Origin of the sequence: Saccharothrix coeruleofusca, assembly GCF_017876325.1 — a bacterium.
Classification (GTDB): domain Bacteria; phylum Actinomycetota; class Actinomycetes; order Mycobacteriales; family Pseudonocardiaceae; genus Actinosynnema; species Actinosynnema coeruleofuscum.
The window spans coordinates 7,313,625-7,335,171 of sequence record NZ_JAGINV010000001.1; the positions used below are offsets into that span (position 1 = coordinate 7,313,625).

Annotated in this window: 28 protein-coding genes; 12 read left to right on the forward strand and 16 right to left on the reverse strand. The window is 73.3% G+C overall.

The genetic code is table 11. The features are described from left to right. The first annotated feature begins 2 nt into the window (after positions 1-2). A complete protein-coding gene (locus JOF41_RS34000) occupies positions 3-413 on the forward strand; it encodes a VOC family protein (protein WP_189221012.1) in 411 nt (136 codons plus the stop codon). 42 nt (positions 414-455) lie between these two features. Here the strand turns inward: JOF41_RS34000 and JOF41_RS34005 are convergent, their stop codons facing one another. The 3 genes from JOF41_RS34005 to JOF41_RS34015 all read right to left on the reverse strand — a co-directional run bounded on the left by JOF41_RS34005 (position 456) and on the right by JOF41_RS34015 (position 1,814). Next, positions 456-848 carry a VOC family protein gene (locus tag JOF41_RS34005; protein WP_276530085.1) on the reverse strand — a complete coding sequence of 131 codons (393 nt, stop codon included), beginning with the start codon at positions 846-848 and terminating at the stop codon, positions 456-458. Beyond that, entirely contained in the window at positions 845-1,141 is a 297-nt protein-coding gene (locus JOF41_RS34010; protein ID WP_189221011.1) for an ArsR/SmtB family transcription factor, read from the reverse strand. The genes JOF41_RS34005 and JOF41_RS34010 overlap by 4 nt, the downstream gene beginning before the upstream one ends. A gap of 79 nt (positions 1,142-1,220) precedes the next feature. After that, positions 1,221-1,814, reverse strand: a complete 594-nt coding sequence (locus JOF41_RS34015) for a CGNR zinc finger domain-containing protein (RefSeq protein WP_209623778.1) — start codon at positions 1,812-1,814, stop codon at positions 1,221-1,223. Between the two features lie 84 nt (positions 1,815-1,898). Here JOF41_RS34015 and JOF41_RS34020 point away from each other — a divergent pair, with 84 nt between their 5' ends. After that, positions 1,899-2,765, forward strand: coding sequence for an alpha/beta fold hydrolase (locus JOF41_RS34020; protein ID WP_209623779.1), 867 nt, complete (start codon positions 1,899-1,901; stop codon positions 2,763-2,765). A gap of 46 nt (positions 2,766-2,811) precedes the next feature. Here JOF41_RS34020 and JOF41_RS34025 read toward each other — a convergent pair whose 3' ends face one another. After that, the gene (locus JOF41_RS34025) at positions 2,812-3,477 is read right to left on the reverse strand and encodes an HD domain-containing protein (protein ID WP_209623780.1); all 666 of its coding nucleotides are present in this window, start codon (positions 3,475-3,477) and stop codon (positions 2,812-2,814) included. A gap of 102 nt (positions 3,478-3,579) precedes the next feature. On the opposite strand from JOF41_RS34025, the gene JOF41_RS34030 reads away from it, so the two are divergent. Then, the gene (locus JOF41_RS34030) at positions 3,580-4,563 is read left to right on the forward strand and encodes a GlxA family transcriptional regulator (protein ID WP_209623781.1); all 984 of its coding nucleotides are present in this window, start codon (positions 3,580-3,582) and stop codon (positions 4,561-4,563) included. A 3-nt stretch (positions 4,564-4,566) separates the two neighbouring features. Here the strand turns inward: JOF41_RS34030 and JOF41_RS34035 are convergent, their stop codons facing one another. The 4 genes from JOF41_RS34035 to JOF41_RS34050 all read right to left on the reverse strand — a co-directional run bounded on the left by JOF41_RS34035 (position 4,567) and on the right by JOF41_RS34050 (position 7,302). Next, positions 4,567-4,929 (reverse strand): nuclear transport factor 2 family protein, encoded by a 363-nt coding sequence (locus tag JOF41_RS34035; RefSeq protein WP_189221006.1) that lies wholly within the window; start codon positions 4,927-4,929, stop codon positions 4,567-4,569. Continuing rightward, a complete protein-coding gene (locus JOF41_RS34040) occupies positions 4,926-5,738 on the reverse strand; it encodes a DUF1684 domain-containing protein (protein WP_209623782.1) in 813 nt (270 codons plus the stop codon). The genes JOF41_RS34035 and JOF41_RS34040 overlap by 4 nt, the downstream gene beginning before the upstream one ends. 18 nt (positions 5,739-5,756) lie before the next feature. Continuing rightward, positions 5,757-6,629 (reverse strand): class I SAM-dependent methyltransferase, encoded by an 873-nt coding sequence (locus tag JOF41_RS34045; RefSeq protein ID WP_209623783.1) that lies wholly within the window; start codon positions 6,627-6,629, stop codon positions 5,757-5,759. Between the two features lie 94 nt (positions 6,630-6,723). Beyond that, on the reverse strand, positions 6,724-7,302 hold the full coding sequence (locus tag JOF41_RS34050) for a helix-turn-helix domain-containing protein (protein WP_189221003.1): 579 nt from the start codon (positions 7,300-7,302) through the stop codon (positions 6,724-6,726). Between the two features lie 47 nt (positions 7,303-7,349). Between JOF41_RS34050 and JOF41_RS34055 the strand changes: the two genes are divergently transcribed. After that, a complete protein-coding gene (locus JOF41_RS34055) occupies positions 7,350-8,897 on the forward strand; it encodes an MFS transporter (protein ID WP_189221002.1) in 1,548 nt (515 codons plus the stop codon). Here the strand turns inward: JOF41_RS34055 and JOF41_RS34060 are convergent. After that, on the reverse strand, positions 8,864-9,748 hold the full coding sequence (locus JOF41_RS34060; RefSeq protein WP_209623784.1) for a LysR family transcriptional regulator: 885 nt from the start codon (positions 9,746-9,748) through the stop codon (positions 8,864-8,866). The two genes, JOF41_RS34055 and JOF41_RS34060, sit on opposite strands and share 34 nt — an antisense overlap. 93 nt (positions 9,749-9,841) lie before the next feature. Here JOF41_RS34060 and JOF41_RS34065 point away from each other — a divergent pair, with 93 nt between their 5' ends. Continuing rightward, entirely contained in the window at positions 9,842-10,576 is a 735-nt protein-coding gene (locus JOF41_RS34065) for an SDR family NAD(P)-dependent oxidoreductase (protein WP_209623785.1), read from the forward strand. Between the two features lie 6 nt (positions 10,577-10,582). On the opposite strand, the gene JOF41_RS34070 is transcribed toward JOF41_RS34065, so the two are convergent. Together JOF41_RS34070 and JOF41_RS34075 are read right to left on the reverse strand one after the other, a co-directional pair. Continuing rightward, positions 10,583-11,605, reverse strand: coding sequence for an alpha/beta hydrolase family protein (locus tag JOF41_RS34070; protein ID WP_209623786.1), 1,023 nt, complete (start codon positions 11,603-11,605; stop codon positions 10,583-10,585). Positions 11,606-11,748: 143 nt separating this feature from the next. Further along, on the reverse strand, positions 11,749-12,477 hold the full coding sequence (locus JOF41_RS34075; protein ID WP_209623787.1) for an alpha/beta fold hydrolase: 729 nt from the start codon (positions 12,475-12,477) through the stop codon (positions 11,749-11,751). A 153-nt stretch (positions 12,478-12,630) separates the two neighbouring features. Here JOF41_RS34075 and JOF41_RS34080 point away from each other — a divergent pair, with 153 nt between their 5' ends. The 5 genes from JOF41_RS34080 to JOF41_RS34100 all read left to right on the forward strand — a co-directional run bounded on the left by JOF41_RS34080 (position 12,631) and on the right by JOF41_RS34100 (position 16,719). Next, on the forward strand, positions 12,631-13,011 hold the full coding sequence (locus tag JOF41_RS34080) for a winged helix-turn-helix transcriptional regulator (protein ID WP_189220997.1): 381 nt from the start codon (positions 12,631-12,633) through the stop codon (positions 13,009-13,011). Positions 13,012-13,677: 666 nt separating this feature from the next. Then, positions 13,678-14,124 carry a winged helix-turn-helix transcriptional regulator gene (locus tag JOF41_RS34085; RefSeq protein WP_189220996.1) on the forward strand — a complete coding sequence of 149 codons (447 nt, stop codon included), beginning with the start codon at positions 13,678-13,680 and terminating at the stop codon, positions 14,122-14,124. A 103-nt stretch (positions 14,125-14,227) separates the two neighbouring features. Continuing rightward, on the forward strand, positions 14,228-14,692 hold the full coding sequence (locus JOF41_RS34090; RefSeq protein ID WP_189220995.1) for a MarR family winged helix-turn-helix transcriptional regulator: 465 nt from the start codon (positions 14,228-14,230) through the stop codon (positions 14,690-14,692). A 100-nt stretch (positions 14,693-14,792) separates the two neighbouring features. Then, positions 14,793-15,662 carry a helix-turn-helix transcriptional regulator gene (locus tag JOF41_RS34095; protein WP_189220994.1) on the forward strand — a complete coding sequence of 290 codons (870 nt, stop codon included), beginning with the start codon at positions 14,793-14,795 and terminating at the stop codon, positions 15,660-15,662. 52 nt (positions 15,663-15,714) lie between these two features. Then, entirely contained in the window at positions 15,715-16,719 is a 1,005-nt protein-coding gene (locus tag JOF41_RS34100; RefSeq protein WP_209623788.1) for an SMP-30/gluconolactonase/LRE family protein, read from the forward strand. Positions 16,720-16,768: 49 nt separating this feature from the next. On the opposite strand, the gene JOF41_RS34105 is transcribed toward JOF41_RS34100, so the two are convergent. Then, positions 16,769-17,329, reverse strand: a complete 561-nt coding sequence (locus JOF41_RS34105; RefSeq protein WP_209623789.1) for a hypothetical protein — start codon at positions 17,327-17,329, stop codon at positions 16,769-16,771. Positions 17,330-17,459: 130 nt separating this feature from the next. Here JOF41_RS34105 and JOF41_RS34110 point away from each other — a divergent pair, with 130 nt between their 5' ends. Then, positions 17,460-18,095 (forward strand): TetR/AcrR family transcriptional regulator, encoded by a 636-nt coding sequence (locus JOF41_RS34110; RefSeq protein WP_209623790.1) that lies wholly within the window; start codon positions 17,460-17,462, stop codon positions 18,093-18,095. 45 nt (positions 18,096-18,140) lie between these two features. Here JOF41_RS34110 and JOF41_RS34115 read toward each other — a convergent pair whose 3' ends face one another. After that, positions 18,141-18,704 carry a CGNR zinc finger domain-containing protein gene (locus JOF41_RS34115; protein ID WP_209623791.1) on the reverse strand — a complete coding sequence of 188 codons (564 nt, stop codon included), beginning with the start codon at positions 18,702-18,704 and terminating at the stop codon, positions 18,141-18,143. A gap of 96 nt (positions 18,705-18,800) precedes the next feature. Between JOF41_RS34115 and JOF41_RS34120 the strand changes: the two genes are divergently transcribed. Continuing rightward, a complete protein-coding gene (locus JOF41_RS34120) occupies positions 18,801-19,880 on the forward strand; it encodes an epoxide hydrolase family protein (protein ID WP_209623792.1) in 1,080 nt (359 codons plus the stop codon). A gap of 381 nt (positions 19,881-20,261) precedes the next feature. Here JOF41_RS34120 and JOF41_RS38720 read toward each other — a convergent pair whose 3' ends face one another. The 3 genes from JOF41_RS38720 to JOF41_RS34135 all read right to left on the reverse strand — a co-directional run bounded on the left by JOF41_RS38720 (position 20,262) and on the right by JOF41_RS34135 (position 21,301). After that, positions 20,262-20,579, reverse strand: a complete 318-nt coding sequence (locus tag JOF41_RS38720) for an acyl carrier protein (protein WP_372448508.1) — start codon at positions 20,577-20,579, stop codon at positions 20,262-20,264. Beyond that, on the reverse strand, positions 20,504-20,746 hold the full coding sequence (locus JOF41_RS34130) for a hypothetical protein (protein ID WP_209623794.1): 243 nt from the start codon (positions 20,744-20,746) through the stop codon (positions 20,504-20,506). The genes JOF41_RS38720 and JOF41_RS34130 overlap by 76 nt, the downstream gene beginning before the upstream one ends. 135 nt (positions 20,747-20,881) lie before the next feature. Continuing rightward, a complete protein-coding gene (locus tag JOF41_RS34135; protein ID WP_209623795.1) occupies positions 20,882-21,301 on the reverse strand; it encodes a VOC family protein in 420 nt (139 codons plus the stop codon). Positions 21,302-21,547: the final 246 nt, after the last annotated feature.

The following is a 21,547-nucleotide window of genomic DNA, read 5'->3' on the forward strand; positions in this document are numbered from 1 at the left end:
CCATGGACATCACCATCCACACGAGCTTCCTGCCGCACGACGACCCGGAGGCGTCGCTGGCCTTCTACCGGGACGTCCTGGGCTTCGAGGTCCGCAGCGACGTCGGGCAGGGCAGGATGCGCTGGATCACGGTCGGCCCGGCCGGTCAGCCGGACACCTCCATCCTGCTCGCGCCGCCCGACGCCGACCCCGGCATGACCGAGGACGAGCGCCGCACCATCACCGAGATGATGGCCAAGGGCACCTACGGCTGGATCCTGCTGGCCACCAAGGACCTCGACGCCACGTTCGAGAAGGTGCAGGCGGGCGACGCGGAGGTCGTCCAGGAGCCGACCGAGCAGCCGTACGGGGTGCGGGACTGCGCTTTCCGCGACCCGGCGGGCAACCTGGTCCGCATCCAGGAGTTGCGCTGAGCGGTGGGGCACCGGGGCAGGACCCCGGTGCCCCACGAGCGGCTACTCCTTCAGCGCGGCGAGCTGGATCAGGTTGCCGCAGGTGTCGTCGAGCACGGCGGTGACCACCGGGCCCAGGTCGGTCGCCTCCTGGGTGAACTCCACGCCCAGCCCCTTGAGCCGCTCGACCTCGGCGTGCACGTCGTCCACGGTGAACTGGGTGAACGGGATGCCATCGGCGACCAGTGCCTCCTTGAACGGGCGGGCCGCCGGGTGGGCGTCCGGCTCCAGCAGCAGCTCGACGCCGTCCGGGTCGGCGGGGGAGACCACGGTGAGCCAGCGGAACTCGCCCGCGGGCTGGTCGGTCTTCTTGGTGAAGCCCAGCTTCTCGGTGTAGAAGGCCAGCGCCTTGGCCTGGTCGTCGACGAACACGCTGGTGATGCTGACGCGGATCACGGGTTCGGTGCCTCCCTGTCGATGGGCCACCGCTCGACGATCGAGCGCAGCGGGCTCGTGTCGAGGTGGTGGAACTTGTACCGGCCCTGCCGCCGGGTGCGCACCAGCCCTGCTTGTTCGAGCACCGCGAGGTGCTGCGAGATGGCCTGCCGCGAGGAGCCCAAGCCGTGCTTCATGGTCAACCTGCTGCAGATCTCGAACAGCGTCTGACCGTCCTTCTCGGTCAGCTCGTCCAGGATGGTGCGCCGAGTCGCGTCACCGATGGCCTTGAACAGTTCGGCGTCGGCGTCCACCGGTCCAGTTATAGGCAAGTCCCCACTTGCCTGTCAAGGGTAGCTCGTCCCGAACGCTCGGTTCGTGACGCGCGAACGCTCAGTTCGTGGTGTCCGAACGCTCGGTTCGCGACTTCTGGCGCTGGTAGTAGCGCGCGACGCGGGCGCGGTTGCCGCAGCGGGTCGGGGAGCACCAGCGCCTGCGGGGGTGCGCGGGCAGGAAGAGCATCACGCACCCGTCCGCCTCGCACTCCTTGAGGCGGCCGATCGCGGGGTCGGTGAGCAGGTCGGCGGCGGCTTCGGCGAGCCGGGCGGCCAGTCGGACGCCGAGCCCGCCGTCACGCCGGGCGGTCGCGGTGACGGTCGCGCCGTCCCAGGCCAACTCCCGCACGGCGGGCGCGGCGCGCTGGGCTTCGGTCAGGCCGCGCAGGGCGGCCTCCGGCGGCCTGCCGCCGCCCAGCAGCGCCCGGACGACCGCGTCGACCTGCTCCCGCGCGGCGTGCACGGGCGCGAGGTCGGCCGCCGTCGGTGCGGCGTCGCCCGCCTCCACGTGGAGCGCGGGTTGTCGGGCCACCCAGGCGGCCAGCCGTTCCGGCGTGTCGAGCAGGTCGGCGCGGCCGTCCTCGGTCGCCGGACGGGTGTTGACCAGGTCCAGCGCGAGGGGTTCACCGGTGAGCGGTTCGGCGTCACTCATGTGACTAATGCTACCAAGGGCGATTGACCCGTTAGATCAACAGAGCTATAACTAACGCATCATCGCGCCAAGGAGGCATGTGACATGCTCGCTCGCGTCGCCCACCGCCACGTCCTCGTCGACGGGGTGGAGGTCTTCTACCGGGAGTCCCTGCCGGACCGGCCGGACGCGCCGGTCCTGTTGCTGCTGCACGGTTTCCCGTCCGCCTCGCACCAGTTCCGCCGACTCCTCGACGCCCTCGGCGCGCGCTACCGGCTGATCGCGCCCGACTACCCCGGCTTCGGCCACACCCGCGCCCCGGACGGCTTCACCTACTCGTTCGACCGCCTCGCCGACGTCGTCGAGGGCTTCGTGGACCGCCTGGGCCTGACCCGCTTCGCGCTGTACCTGTTCGACTTCGGCGCACCCGTCGGCTTCCGGCTGGCGCTGCGCGCGCCGGAGCGGATCACCGGGCTGGTCGTGCAGAACGGCAACGCCTACGCCGAGGGCCTGTCGGACGCGGCGCGGGACTTCATCGCCCTCACCCCCGACACCCCCGGCGCCGAGCGCACCATCATGGACCTGTTCACCCTCGACGCGACCCGCGCCCAGTACGAGGGCGGCACCGCCGACCCCGCGCTGGTCGCGCCGGAGGGCTGGCTGCTCGACCAGTTCTTCCTCGACCAGCCGGGGCGCAAGCGGGCCCAGCTCGCCCTGGCCTACGACTACCACCGCAACGTCGAGTCCTACCCGGACTGGCAGGCGTGGCTGCGCGAGCACCGCCCGCCGACGCTGATCGCCTGGGGCGTCAACGACCCGTTCTTCACCGAGGCCGGGGCGCGGGCCTACCTGCGCGACGTGCCGGATGCCGCGCTGCACCTGTTCGACACCGGCCACTTCGCCCTGGAGGACCACCTGCCCGCCATCGCCCCGCTGATCGCCGACTTCCTCGACACCGCGGCGAGCCGGTAGCGCCCTTCCCTGCACCCCTTCCCGGCGCCCCTTCCCTGCGCCCCTTTCAGTGGGACGCGGTGTGCGCGGCCACGACCTGCCGCCAGCTCGACCGGGCGTGCTCGGGGGCGAACTCGGCCACCAGCAGGGAGGGGAAGGTGCCCAGCGGGGCACGGCGCGGGTCGGCCTTGGCGTGCTCGACGATGGCGTCGGTGATCGACGTGATGAGGTCGAGCCGGGGCAGCAGGTCCTCCGCCTCGGTCACCAGGTCGGCGGGGACCAGGTCCAGGCCGTCCCCGGCGACGTCGGCGCCCGCGCCCAGGTGCAGCAGGGCGATCTCCGGCCGCTTGCGGGAGGCGATGCCCAGGCTGGTGTGCAGGGCGATGGAGTCCCAGACGACCTCCACGCGCTCCTCGGGCACGTCCCGCTCGCGCAGGAACCGGGCCGCCGCGTCCGCGCCGCCCACCTCGAACCGCTGGTCGCCCCGGTCCTGGGCGCTCAGCCCGAGGTCGTGCAGCACGCAGCTGAGGAACAGCAGCTCGTCGTCGTAGTCGGCGCCGGGGCGCAGCCCCCGGTGCTCCCCGAGGGCGCGGCCGTACAGGTAGCTGCGCACGCTGTGGTTGAACAGGTAGGGCTCCTCCTGCTCCTCGGCGAATTGGCAGGCGGCGCGGGCCAGGTCGGTCCCCGGCAGGTCGAACTTCTCGTGCAAGGCGTTCTCGCGCAGGGCGGACATCGGCGCTCCAAGCGGTGTGGTCGTTCCGGACACCGCTGATCGTGTCCGGTCCGCCCCGGCGCAACCAGTGGCCAGAAGGCCGTATGTCGCTAACATCTTGCCATGACCGTGATCGCTGTCCTGGCCCTCGACGGCACCGTGGGGTTCGAGCTGACGATTCCGTGCCTGGTGTTCGAGACGGCCACCGGCTGGGTCGGCGGACCTCCCTACGAGGTGCGCGTCTGCTCCCCCCAAGACCCGGTCCACGTCGAGTCCGGGCGGCTGGCCTTCCGCGCCCCGTGGGGCCTGGAGGGACTGGCCGGGCTGGAGGCCGCCGACACGGTGTTCCTCCTGGCCCGCACCGGTTTCCTCGACGACCCGCCGGAGGAGGCGCTGGACGCGGTGCGGGCGGCGGCGGCCAGGGGCGCGCGGGTCGCGTCGATCTGCACCGGGGCGTTCGACCTGGCCCGCACCGGCCTGCTGGCGGGCAAGCGGGCGACCACGCACTGGAAGCACGCCGCCGAGCTGGCCCGCCGCCACCCCGAGGTCGAGGTGGACCCGTCGGTGCTGTTCGTCGACGAGGGGGCGGTGCTCACCTCGGCGGGCGTGGCGGCGGGCCTGGACCTGTGCCTGCACCTGCTGCGCCGCGACCACGGCGCGGCGCTGGCCGCCGAGGTCGCCAGGGTGATCGTGATGCCGCCGCAGCGCGACGGCGGCCAGGCCCAGTTCCTCCGCCACGTCGACCCCTCCGAGCCCGACGCCTCGCTCCAGCCCACCCTGGCCTGGCTGGAGGCCAACCTGAGCCAGCCGCTCACCCTGGCGGGCATCGCCCGGCACGCGGGGCTGAGCCAGCGCAGCCTGAGCCGCCGGTTCCAGCAGGAGGTGGGCAGCGCGCCGATGCGGTGGTTGCTGCGGGCCCGCGTCCGGCGCGCGCAGCAGCTGCTGGAGACCACCGACCTGCCGGTGGAGCAGGTGGCGCGGGAGGCCGGGCTGGGCGCGGCCAACACCCTGCGCCACCACTTCGGCAGGATCGTCGGCACCTCGCCGCACGCCTACCGCAGGACCTTCCGCGCCCAGCCGCTGGAAGGCCGCGCACCCGCGGACTGACGATCAGGACGCGGGCACGAAGTTGGCGTACTCCTCGATGCGGGTGATCAGGCCGTCCTCGAAGCGGAAGTACACCGCGGCGTGCACCTGCCCGCGCGTGCCGTCCACAGTGGACACGTGGATCACGTGCTGCTGGAGGACTTCGCCGGGCCGGGCGAACTGCCGCACGACCTCGTAGCGCATCGACTCGATCGAGCCGATCTGCGCCTCCATCCCGCCGATGTTGTCCTGGATGGTCTCGTCGCCCTTGCCGTCGTTGTGCCAGACGGTGGCCGTGTCGGCGCACATCGCCCGCGCGGCCGCCCAGTCGCGCGCCTCCAGGTGGCGCAGGTAGGTGATGGCCTTGTCCTCGAGCTCCTGGCTCATGCGTCACTTCCTCGGGTGAGAGCGCGTTCTCCCGCTTCGACCCGCATCGGCAGGTGGTTGCCGGCGGGCGCGAGCGGGCAGGTGAAAACGGTGGGGGACAGGTGGTGGTGCGACAGCGTCGCCCGGTTGAAGTCGACGGTCACCGCGCTGCCGGGGTCGAGCGGGGGCAGCACCAGCCAGCGGCCGATCTCGGGCGTGCCGTCCCCGCTGGTCTCGTCGGTGAAGACCACCAGCCGCTGGCCCGGCATGTCCTCCAGCACGGTCAGCACGTGCTCGGTGCCGTCGATGGTGACGACGAGGTCGACGGGGGCCAGGACGGCCTCCGTGCTGCGGGGGCTCGTCAGACGCCCCACCTCGACGCGGCGGCCCTCCGGAGCCGCGCGGTACCGGCCCTCGAAGACCCAGGCCGGGTCGTAGGGGTAGGCGTCGACGCCGCTGAGGCCGGAGCGCTCGAGCGCCAGCGGGTCCATCACGACCAGCCCGTAGAACCCGTCCGCGCCGCCCGCGAAGCCCGCGCGTCCCTCGGGCAGTTCCAGGGAGCTGCCGGAGGGCACTTCGACCGTCCCGTCCACCACCTCGCCGTTGACCCGCAGGCCGTCCCCGGCGGTGGCCGTCACGGTCAGCGCGCCCGCCTCGGTGACGCTCCACCGCCCCGGGACACCGGCGACGGTCCGCGGCTCCCGGCCCGCCACCCGGCCGTTGGCGACCACCTTGGCCTTGCCGTTGGGGCCCGCGATCTCCTCCCACCTGCTCCTGCGCCACGCCTCGTGCTCGGCGGGCGGTCGGCTCGCCTGCTCGGTCCCGCTCATGGTTCCCCTTCTCCGTTCTCAGATTCGGCGTGCGGCCCACACGGTCCGCTCGGTGCGCACCGCGAGGTCGTCGCGGCGCAGGAGGCTGTGCGGGCCGTCGGTGTCGAGCAGCCGGTCCAGCGCGGCGAGGTCGTCGGCGGGCAGCGCGTCGGCGACGACCTCGCGGATTCGCCGCAAACCGTTGAGCGCGTAGCGGGCCACGGCCTCGGACCGGGACTGCTCGATGTGGACGCTGAGGGTGCGCTCGCCCTCGACGGTGAAGCCGGCCGCGGTCAGCCTCGGTCCCCAGTCGGCGCCGCGGTGGGGCATCCGCTCGGCGTGGCGGCCCTCGGTCACGGCGTGGCAGCGCTCCTCCAGGCCGGGGCGCTCCTCGGGGGCGTCCTCGGGCAGGAAGCGGGGGAAGCCCGCCAGCTCGACCACGGCGAACAGCCCGCCGGGGGTGAGCGCGTCGCGCACCCGGCGCAGGGCGCGCTCGGGGTCGGTCAGGTGGTGCAGCGAGGCCGAGGCCCACACCAGGTCCGGTGCGCCGAGTTCCGGCCACGACGCGTCCAGGTCGGCCTGGACGGTGCGCACGCGGTCGGCGACCCCGGCCGCTCGGGCCTTCTCCGCCAGCCGGCGCAGGTGCTCCGGCGAGGAGTCGACGGCGGTCACGCGGGCCTCGGGGAAGCGGGCGAGCAGGGCGAAGGTGCCCGCGCCGGTGCCGCAGCCCAGGTCCGCGATCCGGCGCGGAGCCGTGTTGACGGGCAGCCAGTCGACGATGGACGCGATGTGCTCCGCGAGCACTTCCGCGTCCAGGTCGAGGATCTCGGCCTGGTCGTGGCTGTGCTCATGCGCGTGCTCGTGGTGCTTGTGGTGCTTGTGGTGCTTGTGGTGGTGCGCGGTTGGGGGCATGGACCCAAGGTAGGACGGTCATGCGTCAGGAGCACGGAACCTTGCGTATATGGCAAAACGGTGGGTGCTGGGCCTGCCGCACGCGCAACCGCTCCTACCGGGTGGGGACCTCCTCGGCGCTCGGGTGCCCCCGGCGGGCGTCGCGGTCGAAGATGCCCAGGATCTCGCACGGCCCGCCCTCGGCGCCGATCGCGTGCGGCAGCATGGTCGGGAACTCCGCGGCCTGGTTGGTCTCCACGCGGAAGCGGCGGTGGCCCAGCATCAGGACGGCGGTGCCGGAGAGCACCACCAGCCACTCGCGGCCGGGGTGGGCCCGCATGAGCGCCGGGTTGTCCGGCGGTGGCTGCGTCATGCGCTGGCGCACGACCGACATGCCGGGGTCGGCCTTGATCGGCCACCGCATCAGCCCGTGGGCGGCGTCCACCGCCGGGTGCGAGATCACGTCGTCGGTGCCGGTCTCGACCAGCTGGTCCAGCGAGGTGTCCAGGGCGCGGGCCAGGGTGACGAGCTGGTCCAGGGCGAGGCGGCGCTGCCCGTTCTCGATGCGGCTGAGCGAGGACGGGCTCAGCCGCGCGCGGGTGGCGAGCTCCTCCAGCGACAGGCCCTGCGCCACCCGCAGTGCGCGGATGCGCTTGCGCACCAAGCCGTCCAGATCGCCATCGTTTTGCTTCATGAGCAAGAGGTTATGCCCAGAACGCAAGCACTTCGTACGTTCGCGTCATGAACACCAGTGGACAAGCGCGGACCGACGTCGGCGCGGTGATCCCGGACCCCCGCCTGCGCCGCCGGGTCCTCATCGCGGTCTGCGTCGCCCTGATGGCCGTCATCGCCTCGGTGACCGGGCTGAACGTCGCCCAGCCCGACCTCGCCGTCACCTTCGACGCCTCGCAGGCCGAGGTCCTGTGGATCATCAACAGCTACACCCTCGCCCTGGCCGCGCTGCTGCTGCCGCTCGGGGCAATCGGCGACCGGTGGGGTCGCAAGCCCGTGCTCCTCGCGGGCCTGCTCGTCTTCGGCGTCGCGAACGCGGCGGCGGGACTGGCCCCCTCCGCCGGGGTCGTGCTGGCGGCCAGGGTGCTCAGCGGTGTGGGCGCGGCCATGATCATGCCCGTCACCCTCGCCGTCATCACCTCCACCTTCCCCGACCAGGAGCGCGGCCGGGCGATCGGGGTGTGGACCGGCGTCGCCGGGGGCGGCGGCGTCCTCGGCATGTTCCTCTCCGCCGTGCTGGTCGACGCGGCGAGCTGGCGCTACCTGTTCGTGCTGCCCGTCGCGCTGGTGGTGGTCGCGTTCGCCATGGCGTGGCGCTCGGTCCCCGACTCGCGCGAGCAGGCGCGGAACTCCTTCGACACCGTCGGCTCGCTGGTGTCCCCCGTCGCCGTGGTCGGGCTGGTCCTCTTCCTCCAGGAGGCCCCCGAGCGGGGCTGGACCGCGCCCCTGCCGCTGGCCGGCCTGCTCGTCGGCGTCGCGGGCGTGGTGGGCTTCGTCGCCTGGGAGCTGCGCCACCGCGCCCCGCTGCTGGACGTCCGGCTCTTCCGCGAACGCGGCCTGGCGAACGGCTCCGTGGCGCTGCTGGTGGTCTTCGGCGTCCAGGCGGGGGTGACCGTCGTGCTCTACCCGTTCTTCCAGACCGTGCTGGGCTGGTCGGGCCTGCTGGCCACGGCGGCGCTGATGCCCATGGCCGGGTTGATGATGGTGGCCTCCGGCCTGGCCCCGCGCCTGGCCGAGCGCGTCGGGGCCCGCGCCACCACGGCGACCGGCGTCCTGCTCGCGGGCGCGGGTCTGCTCCTCATGGCCGTCCTGGTCTCCGTCGACGGCGGCTACCCGGCGGTCCTGCCCGGCATGCTCGCCACCGGGCTGGGCATGGGGCTGACGATGCCGCCCGCCACCGAGGCCATCACCAGCGCCCTGCCCAGGCAACGCCAGGGCGTCGCCTCCGCGCTCAACGACGTCACCCGCGAACTCGGCACCGTGCTCGGCGTCGCGCTGCTCGGCGCGCTGCTGTCGGCGGGCTACCGCGACGCCATCGACACCCGGCTCGGCGCTGGACTCGGCGCTGGACTCGGCGCTGTGCCCGCCGACGCGGCGAACGCCGCCCGCGAAGGCGTCGCCACCGCCGTCGAGGCCGCGGGCCCCGGTGGGCAGGCCCTCGTCCTGGCCGCGCAGGAGTCCTTCGTGGACGGTTGGCGGACCGCGCTGTGGGCGGGCGCGGCCGTCATGGCGGTCCTGTTCGCCTACCTGGTGGCGGCCCGCCCGACCCGCCGGTGACCCTCCAGCCGCCCGGCCGCGCGGACCAGCCCGGCCAGCGCGGGGGAGCGGCTGTGCGGGGGCCAGGCCAGGACGGTGGTGATGGGCGGCGCGTCGGTCAGCGGGACCGCGGTGTGCTCGTCCCACAACCAGGTGTGCGCGGAGGCGCAGATGACCACCGTGGCCCGGCCCAGCGCGATCATCTGGGCCAGCTGCGACTGGTCGCGGAACTCGGGGCCGGGGCCGGGCGGGTAGTTGCCGTCGTGGTCGGGCCAGCGGGCGGCGGGCAGGTCGGGCAGGCCGGTGACCTCGGCCATGGACAGCGACGGGCGCGTGGCCAGCGGGTGCCCGGCGGGCAGGACGGCGATCCGCCCCACGGTCAGCAGGTCCTCGGTGTCGAACTCGACGAGGGGGTCGAAGGGCCGGTGCAGCAGCGCCGCGTCGGCGCGGCCGTCGCGCAGCAGCCGCCGCTGCTCGCCGATCCCGCACAGCACCACCTCGACCTCGACCGCGTCGGGTTCGGCGGCGTAGGCGTCGAGGAGCTCGCGCAGCAGCTCGTGGTCCGCGCCCGCCTTCGTCGCCAGCACCAGGCGCTCGCGCGAGGACGCGGCGCGGCGGGTGCGGTGGACGGCGGCGGTGGCCGCGTCGAGGGTCGTGCGGGCCTCGACCAGCAGCACCCGGCCGGGGTCGGTGAGGGCCACGCCGCGGCGGTCGCGCTCCAGCAGGCGGACGCCCAGGCGCCGTTCGAGCCGCTGGATCGCGCGGGACAGCGGCGGCTGGGCGATGCCCAGCCGCTCGGCGGCGCGACCGAAGTGCAGCTCCTCGGCGACGGTCACGAAGTACCGCAGCTCGCGGGTCTCCAGCAGGTCCACTCCACCACCGTACTGCGGTGATACCCGCCGGGTATGACAGGGCACCGGATCGGTGTTGGCGCGCCGCCCACCCGCGAGCACAGCATCGGAGCCGTGAGTGAGCACAAGATCGCGCTGGTGACCGGCGCCAACAAGGGGATCGGGTACGAGATCGCGGCGGGGCTGGGCGCCCTGGGCTACCGGGTCGGCGTGGGGGCCCGCGACGACGTCCGACGCGAGACCGCCGTCGAGAAGCTGCGCGCCGCGGGCGTGGACGCGTTCGGGGTGCCGCTGGACGTGACCAGCGACCAGAGCGCCGCCCAGGCCGCCGAACTGGTCCAGCGGCAGGCGGGCAAGCTGGACGCCCTGGTCAACAACGCGGGCATCTCGGGAGAGCTGAGCCAGGACTGGACGCAGGACCCGACCGCGCTCGACCTCGACCTCGTCCGCACCGTCGTGGAGACCAACGTCCTGGGCGTCATCCGGGTGACCAACGCGATGCTGCCGCTGCTGCGCCGCGCGGCCTCGCCGCGCGTCGTCAACGTCTCCAGCAGCGTGGGCTCGCTGACCTGGCAGTCGGACCCGAACGTCGACGTCGGCCCGGTCATGGCGGCCTACGCGCCGACGAAGTCGTTCCTCAACGCCGTCACCGTGCAGTACGCCAGGTGGTTGGCGGACACGAACATCCTGGTCAACGCCGCCTGCCCCGGCCTGGTCGCGACCGACTTCACCGGCTTCACCGGCCGCACCCCCCAGGAGGGCGCGGCCACGCCGATCCGCCTGGCCACGCTGCCCGACGACGGCCCGACCGGCTCGTTCTTCAACGACGACGGCGTCATCCCCTGGTGACGAGGCTCACTTGGACTCGACCGCGCCCACCGGGGTCGCCATCGCGGCGAGCGCGGCGGTCGCGTCGGCCCAGGCGCGGTCGCCGGGGTAGAGCGCGCTGCGCAGGTAGGCCCAGACGAGCGCCCGCAGCGCGGCCACCCGCTCGGGGTTCTCGTCGGTGGTCTCCTTGGCGTCGTAGGAGGAGATCCCGCCGAGCCCGTGCTCGGCGCCGAACAGGGTCAGCAGGCTCTTGGGGCCGGGGCTGCGGGAGTAGGCGTCGCAGTGCCAGTCCCGGCGCTGGGAGAAGTGGGCGTTCCAGTCCTTGTCGCCCACCACGACCAGCGCGGGCGTGGTCATCCCGTGGAAAGCGGTGGCCTTCAGGGCGGGGTAGTGCTCGGCCACGGCGGGCGCGAGGTCCTCGCCGTGGCCGGGCGCGGCCAGCAGCACGGCCGCCTTGACGCGGTCGTCGGACAGGTCCAGGTCCGACCCGTCAGCCGGGTCCGCCGTGCTCTGACCGGCCAGCACACCCACCGTGTGGCCGCCCATGGAGTGCCCGACCGCGGCGATCCTGCTCCGGTCCAGGCGTCCGGCGAGGCCGGGGACGGCGGCCTCGACCTGGTCGAGGTGGTCGAGGACGTGGCGCATGTCCTCGACGCGGGAGCGCGCGTACGCAGGCGCGTCCGGGTCGTCGGCCTCCCGCAGGCCCAGCATCATCGCGTCCAGGTGGGTGGGCTGGATGACGACGAACCCGTGGGCCGCCCAGAAGTCCACCACGGGCCCGTAGCCGTGCAGGGACGAGACGAAGTTCGACGGCCCGTGGCCGTGCGAGAAGAGGATGACGGGCAGGTCGTCGCCGGTCGCCGGCGCGGAGACCTTCATCCGCAGGTCGACCGGCCTGCCCGGCACCTCGAGCACCACGGGGCTGAAGGTCGTGACGGGAGTGGCGGCGTCGACCGGGATGCCGCCGGCCTCGCTGAACGGCGGACCGCTCTCCGGCGAGGTCCGGGCGGCAGGCGGTGCGTGGTTGGAGCCCGGCCCTGGTTGGGACATCACGTGGTCCTTCCGCGTTCGTGGATGCGGGTCCGGCAACTAACCGGAACCATGTTCCAGAACCTACCGGAACTTCGTTCCACTTCGCAAGCGCGGGTGGGCCCGTCCCCCCGACCCGTGTCCGAAGAGGACACGGCGACACCTCAAACGCCGACCTCGCACAGCAGTTCGCTGAGCTCGACAGGCGCGGTGACCATGCAGTCGTGACCCGTCTTCAGCTCCCGCACCCGCGCCGGAGAACCGTTGGGCTGCACCGGGGGCACCGGAGGGCGGACGATGCCGTCGATCGTCGCCCCGACGCAGTGGATGTGCGTGCGCGGGATCGCCTTCGCGGCCGGGTTGTCCAACCGGACCGGCTCCTGGAAGCAGCGCGCCGACTGGTCCGAGAGCATCCCGCGCACCCAGGCCGCGTCCGCCGGGTCGGTGATCCCGAACAGGCCGTGCGGCGGCGGCAGCTCGGGCAGCGGCGGAACCCGCCAGCCGTCGCCGGACCGCGCGGCGAGGTCGAGCAGACCCTGCGTCACGGGCTGGACGTCGATCGCCGTCTCACCGTGCTCGGGGACCATCGCGTCGAGGTAGACCAGGTGCGCGATCCGGTCCGGGACGTCGTTGGCGACCGAGGAGATGACCAGCCCCGCGTAGCTGTGCCCCACCAGGACCACTTCGGTGAGGTCCTGTTCGAGGATCAGCGCCACGACGTCGGCGATATGCGTTTCCAGCCCCACCTCGGCGCTGAGCAGGTGCGCCCGGTCGCCGTGACCGGTCAGCGACGGCGCGAGCACCCGGTGCCCGGCCGACTCCAGCAGCGGCGTCACCCGGTCCCAGCAGCGCCCGCTGTGCCAAGCGCCGTGCACCAGCAGAAAAGTCGACATGGTCGCGGTGGTCCTCCGGGTTCGGGACGTGCTCGGAGAACGGCACTTACGATTCGTAACCAAGTACCGTTCGGGAATCACGATCATCGTGATCGCCCGACTTGTCCCTGGCAATAAGGCACATTCCGGTGACCCGGTTCCTCGGAGGTAACCATGACCGCGGCGGACGACGAGCCGGCTTGCCGTCCCCAAGCGGTGCTCGACATCGTCGCGGACAAGTGGTCGCTGCTGATCGTGCGCGCCCTCAGCGGCGGCCCGCGCCGCTTCACCCAGCTCAAGCGGGACATCGACGGCATCAGCCAGCGGATGCTCACCGCCACGCTGCGCGGGCTGGAACGCGACGGAATCCTGACCCGCACCGTCCACAACGTCATGCCGCCGCACGTCAGCTACGAACTCACCCCGATGGGCAACACCCTCCGCGAAGCCGTCGCACCACTGCTGCAATGGGGCGTCGCGCACCTGACGCGCATCCAGGCGGCCCGAGCCGAGTACGACGCCCGCCCCATCAGCGGCACCCACACCACCCCCTGACCGGTCGATGGCGGACGCCCACGCCCGCCCCCGGTGTCACCCACCTATGGGCGTGTTGGGCGTGTCACCCCCGCGAGTCGAACGCCCAGACACCCCGAATTCAACATTCGCGCACCCCGACCCGCGCTTTCGCACCCCGACCCGCGCTTTCGCGGCCTCGACCCGCGCTTCCCGCGCCCCAGCCCGCGCCCGCGCGCCCGCTTCCGCGCACCTCGGGTAGTAGTCACCGGCCCTCCCAACCCCGTCGGGTAGTACTTGCCCACGCACCAGGGGGGCGCGCGCGGAGCGCGCGCAGCGGGGTGCCCGCGAGCGCCGTCCCCGTATGACCTGGGCTCGTCCCGACCGCACGTGTCAAGGGGGCCTGAACGCACCACCAACCCCGGACACGACTGCGGCCCCCTTGACGCGTGTGGTTCGCCTCCGGCAGGTCATGCGGGGGCGGCGCGACCCGCCATCCTTGGCGACCTGCCGCGCGGCGAGCGCACCCTTTGCTGGATAACCCAACCCGAACGACGAACTCAGGGGTCCCGAACGTTCGACTCGCGGTACCTGAGCGTTCGACTCGCGCGACCTGAACGGAGAACTCGCGGATGTGGGCGCGGCGGGCTTCCTGCGGGGGAGTAGGTACTTTGGGGTGAGTAACACCCTGCGAGAGAGTGGTGAACGATGGCGACGACGACCGCGGCCCGGAGGAGGGCCATGGCCAAGGTCGAGTACGACGCTTTCCTGGCCGTCTGCCCCAGCCGCGAGTTGCTCGACCGCATCTCCGACAAGTGGGTCACGCTGATCCTGTGCGCGCTCGGTGGCGGTCCGGCCAACCCGGATCACGACGGCACGGGCGAGCCCCGGCCGATGCGCTACTCGGAGCTGGCGCGGCTGCTGGCGGGCGTCAGCCAGAAGATGCTCACCCAGACCCTGCGCTCCCTGGAGCGCGACGGCTTCGTCACCCGCACCGTGACGCCGACGGTGCCCGTCACGGTCACCTACGAGGTGACCGAGCTGGGCTTGTCCCTGTACCAGGCGGTGCGCGGTCTCAAGGTCTGGGCCGAGACGCACATGGACACCGTCCTGCTGAACCGCGAGACCTACGACACCACCCCCGCCGAAGGGTAGCCACGGACCGCTTCCCGCGCCGGACCGGTGGGACGCACCCGATAGTCAACTAGACTGCCTAGGTTGTCGACCTCACCGCCCGCACCGTCGAGGAGGGTGTCAGATGACCGAGGAGTCGGCGCTCCGCCAGCTCGCCGACGCGGGCAGCGACGAGCTGGGCAGGCTGCTCCTGCGCGCCGTTCGAGCGGTCAACGAGCAGATCATCGGCAGGCTCACCGCCCTGGGGCACCCGGCCGTGCGCGGCCCGCACACGGCCGTGTTCACCAACCTGGACGCCGAGGGCACCCGCGCCGTCACCCTCGCCCAGCGCGCGGGGATGACCAGGCAGGCGATGAGCACGCTGATCCGCGAACTGGAGGAGGCGGGCTACCTGCGGGTGAGCCCGGACCCCGCCGACGGTCGCGCGACCCTGGTGCGGCTGACCGCTCTGGGCGAGCGGTTCTGCCGCGACGCGGCGACCGTGATCAACCGGCTCGGCGCCGAGTGGGCCGAGCTCCTCGGCGACCCCGACCTGGCGAACCTGCGGGGGTCGCTGCACGCGCTGGTCGACTACGCGCCCCCGGCCTGACCTCCCCCGGCCTGACCTCCCCCGCGCCAGTGAGAGGTCCAGGGGAAGGTGGTATCGGCGAGTCCTGGTTGTCCCGCCTCGCCAGGACCACCCTGGGAGCGTGGAACGGGACGACCTCGCAGACTTCCTGCGCCGCCGACGCGCGCTGCTCCAGCCGGAGGACGTCGGCGTCCCGGCCGGAGGACGGCGTCGGACGCCGGGGCTGCGGCGCTTCGAGGTCGCCCAGCTCGCGGGCATGTCACCGGACTACTACGCCAGGCTGGAGCAGGGACGCGGGCCGCGGCCATCGGTCGCGGTGCTCACCGCGCTGGCTCGCGCGCTGCGGCTGACCACCGACGAGCGCGATCACCTGCTCCGCCTCGCCGGGCACCTCGCCCCGCCTCGCGCCGGTGGTGACGAGCACGTCGACCGCGGCCTGCGCCGTCTGCTGGACGGGCTGCCGGGCCTGCCCGCCCTGGTCGCCTCCGACCTGAACATCGTGCTCGCCCAGAACCGGATGGCGGACGCGCTGCTGGGGGAGTGGACCCGGTTCCGCGGTCTCGCCCGCAGCTGCACCTACCGGTGGTTCACCGACCCGGAGATGCGCGGGCAGCACCCCGTCGAGGACCACGAGCACGAGAGCCGGGCGCGGGTGGACGACCTGCGCGCGACCCTCGCGGCCCGCCCGGCCGATCCGGCGGTGCGGGAGATGGTCGGGGCGCTGCGCGCGAGGAGCGCGGAGTTCGCCCGGCTGTGGGCCCGGCACGACGTCGCGGTCCGCCGCGGCGACCGCAAGCGCATCCTGCACCCCGCGGTCGGGCTGGTCGAGCTGGACTTCGACGTGCTGGGGACGGGCAGGCAGGACCAGCGCCTGGTCGTGTACTCACCCGCGCCGGGCAGCGCCGCGGTGACGCAGCTGGAACTGCTGGCCGTGCTCGGCGGGGAGCGCTCCACCCCGTCCGGGAGCGCGGAGCGGCACCTCCCGAGCTGACCCGATCCCGCCCTGCCCTGTCCTGCCTCGCCCGCACGACCGAAGGAGAACCGTGCCCCAACGATCCGTCCAGCCGCTGCGGCGGACCACCGCGCTCGTGCTCACCGCCCTGCTCGCCACGACCCCGACGGCTCTCGCGACCCCGACGGCTCTCGCGACCCCAGCGCGCCCCGACCACGGCCGCACCTGCCTGGGTGACGTGCGCGTCCTCGCCCACTTCGACCGGGCGGCGGGGCAGGCCGCCGAGAGCATCGCCCCGGAGCCCGGCGGCGGCGCGGTCGTCGGCATGATCCCCGCGCGCCAGGTGGTGCGGGTCGAGCGGACCGGGGCCGTCCGGGTGCTCGCCACCATGCCGCTGCCCCCGGACGGGGGCGGCACCACCCCGGTCGTCGGAACCCCCGTGGTCACCGGGGTCGTCCGGTCGGGCGGCGGCGCCGTGCACTTCCTCTACTCCTCGGGGCGGGGCGGGCTGACCGGGGTCTGGCGGCTCCGCCGCTCCGGTGCGCCCGAGCTCGTCGTGCCGCTGCACGCCGACACCATGCCGAACGCGCTGGTGGTCGACGACGAGCGGGACCGCTTCCTGGTCACCGACTCGACCGGCGGGCGGGTCTGGCAGGCCCCGCTGCGCGGCGGCGCGGCCTCCGTGTGGTCGGCGGACCCGGCACTGGCGCCCGTGGACTTCTTCGGCGCCAACGGCCTGAAGGTCCACGACGGCGCGGTGTGGGCGAGCAACTCCGACCGCGGCACCATCGTCCGCATCCCGGTGGCCGAGGACGGCGGTCCCGGCCGCGCCGAGGTCCGGGCCAGTGGCCTGGAGGGCGTCGACGACTTCGACTTCACCGGTCGGGGCACCGAGATCCTCGCCGCGGTCAACCAGAGCAGCAGGCTCGTGCGGGTGAGCGCGGACGGCACCGGGGAGACCCTGCTGGACGCCGGGGACGGAATGCGGGGCACCACGGCCGTCGTCGTGCGCGGGAACCGCGCCTACGTGACCAACGGCGCCAACCTGGTCGGTGGCGACTCGAACCTGCTGCTCGCCGAGCTGCGGCGGTGCTGACGGCCGCGCTCGCCCGACCTGGTGCCCCGCGAGCGCGGGTCAGCGCGGGTCAGTGCGCTGCGGCCGAGCGGCTGAGGCGCACCGCCGAGACGAGGAAGAACAGGCCGCCGAGGGTGGCGTAGCCCGCCAGGCTCGCCAGCGACGCGCCGGGCTGGGCGGCCTGCAGCACGAAGGACGTCCCGGCGACGGTGGAGATGGCCCCGCTGATGATCATCGCCCACTGACCGCCCAGCGCCCGGCGGCTGAGGCCGACGCCGAGCTGGGTCAGGCCCGACACGACCGCCCAAGCGCCCCACACCCGCAACACCGCCGGGATGCCGGAGGCGGCGGCGAGGGCGAGTCCGACGCAGGCGAGAGCGCTGATCGCGATGTTCGCGTACAGGCCCTTGGCGGGCCCGGCGGTGCGCGACGACCGGACGTCGACGACGGCGGCGGCCAGGTCGAACAGCGGGTACAGCACGAGCAGCGCGATGCTGACCGGCCCGAGCGTCGACGCGGTCGCGAACAGCGCGCCCGCCCAGACCAGGGCGAACCCGAAGCGGGTGAAGTACAGGCGTCGGAGGGCGGGCGCGGGAGTGGCCTCGGCGGTGACGACGGCGCTGGCGCTCATGAGAACTCCTTGGGTGGTGATTCCGCTCGCTCGGACCAACGAGCGGCGGAGATGATGAGGAGAACGTTCGGTCTCATCGGAAGGTTGTCAGCTCCGCCCGTCCACGTCAAGACCGAACGTTCTATCGACTATGCTGGGTGGGGTGACGAACGCCCAGGGTCAGGTCTCCCAAGCGCGGTCCCGGCTGCTCACCGCGGCGACCCGGATCTTCTACGCCGAGGGAATCCACTCCGTCGGCGTGGACCGGATCGTCGCCGAGGCGAAGGTGACCAGGGCCACGCTGTACCGGCACTTCCCCGGCAAGGACGACCTGATCGTCTGCTACCTGCGAGAAGCCGACGCGGCCATCCGGCGGCAGGTCGACGACGCCGTCTCCGGCGTGCTGTCCGCCCCGGACGCCGTCCGGGCCGTCGGCAGGTCCATCGCGGAGGGCATCCGGTCGCCGGGGTTCCGGGGCTGCGCCTTCCTCAACGCCGCGGCGGAGTACCCCGACCCGGAGCACCCCGTGCACCAGGCCGTCCTCGCGCACCGCCAGTGGTTCTCGCGCACCGTCACGGAGTTGCTCGCCCGCGCCGGGGCCGCGCCCGCCGAACCCGCCGCCAGGCACTTCGTCATGCTCCGGGACGGGGCGATGGCCGCGGGCTGCCTGTCGGACCCCGAGCCGATCTGCGAAACCCTCCTGGAGGGGGTCGAAGGGCTGTTGCGCGCCCTCGGCGCGGACGGGGGGAATCCCCGGAAGAACGGTCGACCGGACCGTCCTGAGTAGACTGTCCAATTCGGTCGCACCCGACGTCGAACCGGCGGGACGGTGTCACGACGGCGGTCGGGGGCTTGCCTCCCGGTCGCCGTGGTGGCGACGTTCGCGGTAGGTGCGGGTCTTGTGGCGGTTGCCGCAGATCTCCATCGCGCACCAGCGGCCACGGCCGTTGCGCGAGGTGTCGTAGAACGCCCAGCGGCAGTCCGGCGCGGCGCAGAGCTTGACCCGTGCCCAGTCGCCCCTGGCCGCGCTGCCTGCCACCGTCTCCACGACGGCGTCCAGCCACGGCCTGCCGGACGCGGCGGCGATGCGCAGCCCACCCGACGCGTCCGGCACGAGTCGCAGCGGGTAGTCCCGCAGGGCCGATGCGACCTCGACCTCGGTCTCGGCATCGACGACGAGCGCCTGTCGCAGCGCCGTGCGCAGTGCGATGGCGGCCTCCACGTCCGCCGTGCGCAACGGGGTGTCGCCGGACGAGAGGTCATGGGCCGCCAGCCAGTCCGCCAGCGCTCGGGGCGACGTCAGCCGCTCGCCGGGGACGTGGCTCTCCCCGTGTCGCGTGAACGTCCGCTCGTCGAGGGTGTTGAGGAAGTCCTCGACCACCTTCAGCGACAGCACGACACCGTTGTAACACGAGACTGGTGTTGCTCGCCAACGACACCGTTGTTAGCTTTTACTGGTGTCGCTGATCAGGTGAGAAGAGCGGAGGTCGTCATGGCTGGTGCCGCACCCGAAATCGTCCCCCAACCGGTGCTGGAGGACTTGCGCGCCCGGCTGCGGGCCTACCGCCGGGTGGCGCTGCCGCCGGGATTCGGCTGGGAGCGCGGCGTTGACGGTGATTTCCTGGCCGAACTCGTCGCCTACTGGGCCGAGCACTACGACTGGCGGGTGCACGAGGCGCGGATTCGCGCGCTGCCGTGGGAGCTGAGCGGCGTCCCCGTGCGGCTGATCCACCAGCGCGGCGCGACCGGTGGCGTGCCGGTTCTGCTCCTGCACGGCTGGCCGGACTCGGTGCTGCGGTTCGAGAAGGTCCTGCCGCTGCTGACGGAGGTCGCCGTGGTCGCCCCGGCGCTGCCGGGTTTCCCGTTCGCGGCCCCCGTGGCCGGTGCGGGCATGTCGGCCGCGGCCATGGCGGAGGCGGTGGCCGCCGCGATGGCCGAACTGGGCTACGACCGCTACGTCGTCTCCGCGGGCGATGTCGGCTGCGACGTCGCCGAAGTGCTCGCCGCGGAGCACCCCGACAGGGTCGCCGCCCTGCACTTGACCGACGTGTCGCAGCACCGCTTCCTGATCGACCCCCCGGAGGACCTCTCCCCGGCCGAGCGGGCCTACGTGCGGCACGGGCACCGCTGGCAGGCGCGAGAGGGCGGCTACATGCGGGAGCAGGCGACCAAGCCGCACACCCTGGCGGTGGGACTCGGCGACTCGCCCGCCGGGCTGGCCGCCTGGCTGCTGGAGAAGCTGCGCACGTGGACCGACTGCGGAGGCGACGTCACGGCGGTGTTCACCCGCGACGAGCTGCTGACCTGGATCACGGCGTACTGGGTCAGCGGCTCGATCGGCACCTCGTTCACCCCGTACGCGGAAACAGGTCCGGGGCCACGGGAGCGGATCGTCGCGCCGACGGCGTTCACGATCTTCCCCAAGGACCTCGTCAACGCGCCACGAGAGTTCGCGGAGCGCTTCTTCGACGTCCGGTCCTGGGTGGAGGAGAGCAGCGGCGGGCACTTCGCGGCGTGGGAGCGCCCGGAGCGGTACGTCGCCGGAGTCCGCACCGCGATGTCCTTGGCCTGACGGCAGGGTGGGCGTCATCCACCCGGTCCGCCGTGGCCACGGCAGCCCGGTGATGGCCCGGATCGGCGAGCAGTTCCGCCCTGGGCGTGCTCGCCGCTGGCGAATAGCCCCATGGTGCCGAGGCGGTAGAAAAGACAGACTGCTCGGAGATCTCGCGAGGTATCGCCGATACCGCCATGGCGATTCCATGCCGGCCCACGCTCAAGCGCGACCACCCGGTGAACGACGACCGACCACTCCTCCGCGCCGCGGTCGGCCGCTCGCGGATCACCGGCGGTGCGGCGGTGGGCAGCGGGGGCGTGGGCAGTGCGGCGGCAGGGGCCGACCCGCCTTCGGCCAGCGCGTCCAGCTGCCGCCGCATGAGCTCGACCAGCCGCTCGCTCAGCGCGAGCTGGCGTGCGACGACGTCCCGCACGTCGGCGGGCTGCCCCGCCCGGTCGGCCTCGGCGGTCCGGCCGGGCTCGACCGCTCGACCGGGTTCGGCGGTCGGGGCGGGCTCGGCGGTCCGACCAGGCGCGGGCGGAACGAGATCGGCCAGCTCGCGCGGCGTGTCGACCTCGTCGAACAGCGCGCGGACGGGCACCCGCACCCCAGCTCCGCGCCGACCTCCCTGGCCAGGCTCATCAGCGACAGGGAGTCCGCGCCCAGGTCGAAGAAGGGCGTGTCCGCCGCGACGGCTTCCACCCGAGGGCCTGCCACAGCGCGGTGACCGGATCGGCGTCCGCGCGCCGGCTGGTGGCACCGCGCCCGCCCAGCCCGACCAGCGTCTCGTCCGGGCTGACCTCCAGCAGCTCACACCCGCTCGCGGCGGCCAGGACCAGGTCGAACCGCACCGCCTGCCGCAGCAGGTGGTCGGCATCGGGCACCCAGCCCGCGACCACCCTCTGCCGGCGCTTCCCGCTCCCCGCCCAGACGCGCGGTGGCGAGAAGCCCTTGGGACCACAACACGCGGAAGCCGCCAGGAAAACTCCCCTGGCGGCTTCCGCTCATCGAGCGGGCGGTCAGCCCTCGTCCTCGTCGTCGTCCTTGGTGGCCGCGCGCTCCGCCGCGCTGCGCTCCACGCAGAACTCGTTGCCCGCCGGGTCGGCCAGCACCACCCAGCCCTTGCCGTCCTCGGTGCGCTGGTCGTCGACGAAGCTCGCCCCCAGCGCCAGCAGCCGCTCCACCTCCGCGTCGCGGGACAGCTCCGGCTGCAGGTCCAGGTGCACGCGGTTGCGCACGGCGGGCTTGCCGTCAGGGACCCGGACGAACAGCAGCGTGGGACCTTCGCCCTCGGGCGGGGCCAGGCCCACCGCGTCGTCGCCGGGGACGTCCTCCTCGTCCACCGGGTGGCCCAGCACCTGGCTCCAGAACAGGGCCAGGTCGTAGGGCTCGTGCGGGGCGCCGCAGTTCAGCGTGACGTGACGGACGACAGACTTCACGCGCTCTCCCTCGAACCGTGCCGGTGGCACGGCGGTTGTCGGCGGGGCGGTTCCGGGTGGGCCACCGCCCGGCGGCGGGCCTCCACGTCCGGTCGTCCCAGGGTATCGGCCGCCCCCGGCTCCGGGCACAGCCAGGAGGATTCCCGACGCCGCCGCGCGCCCTCGCTGCCGGGCTCGCCGCGGACGGAGCGGGAGAGGAGCCGAGGGCGACCGTGGTGACCCGTGCGGCGGCCGAGCCGGCCGCCC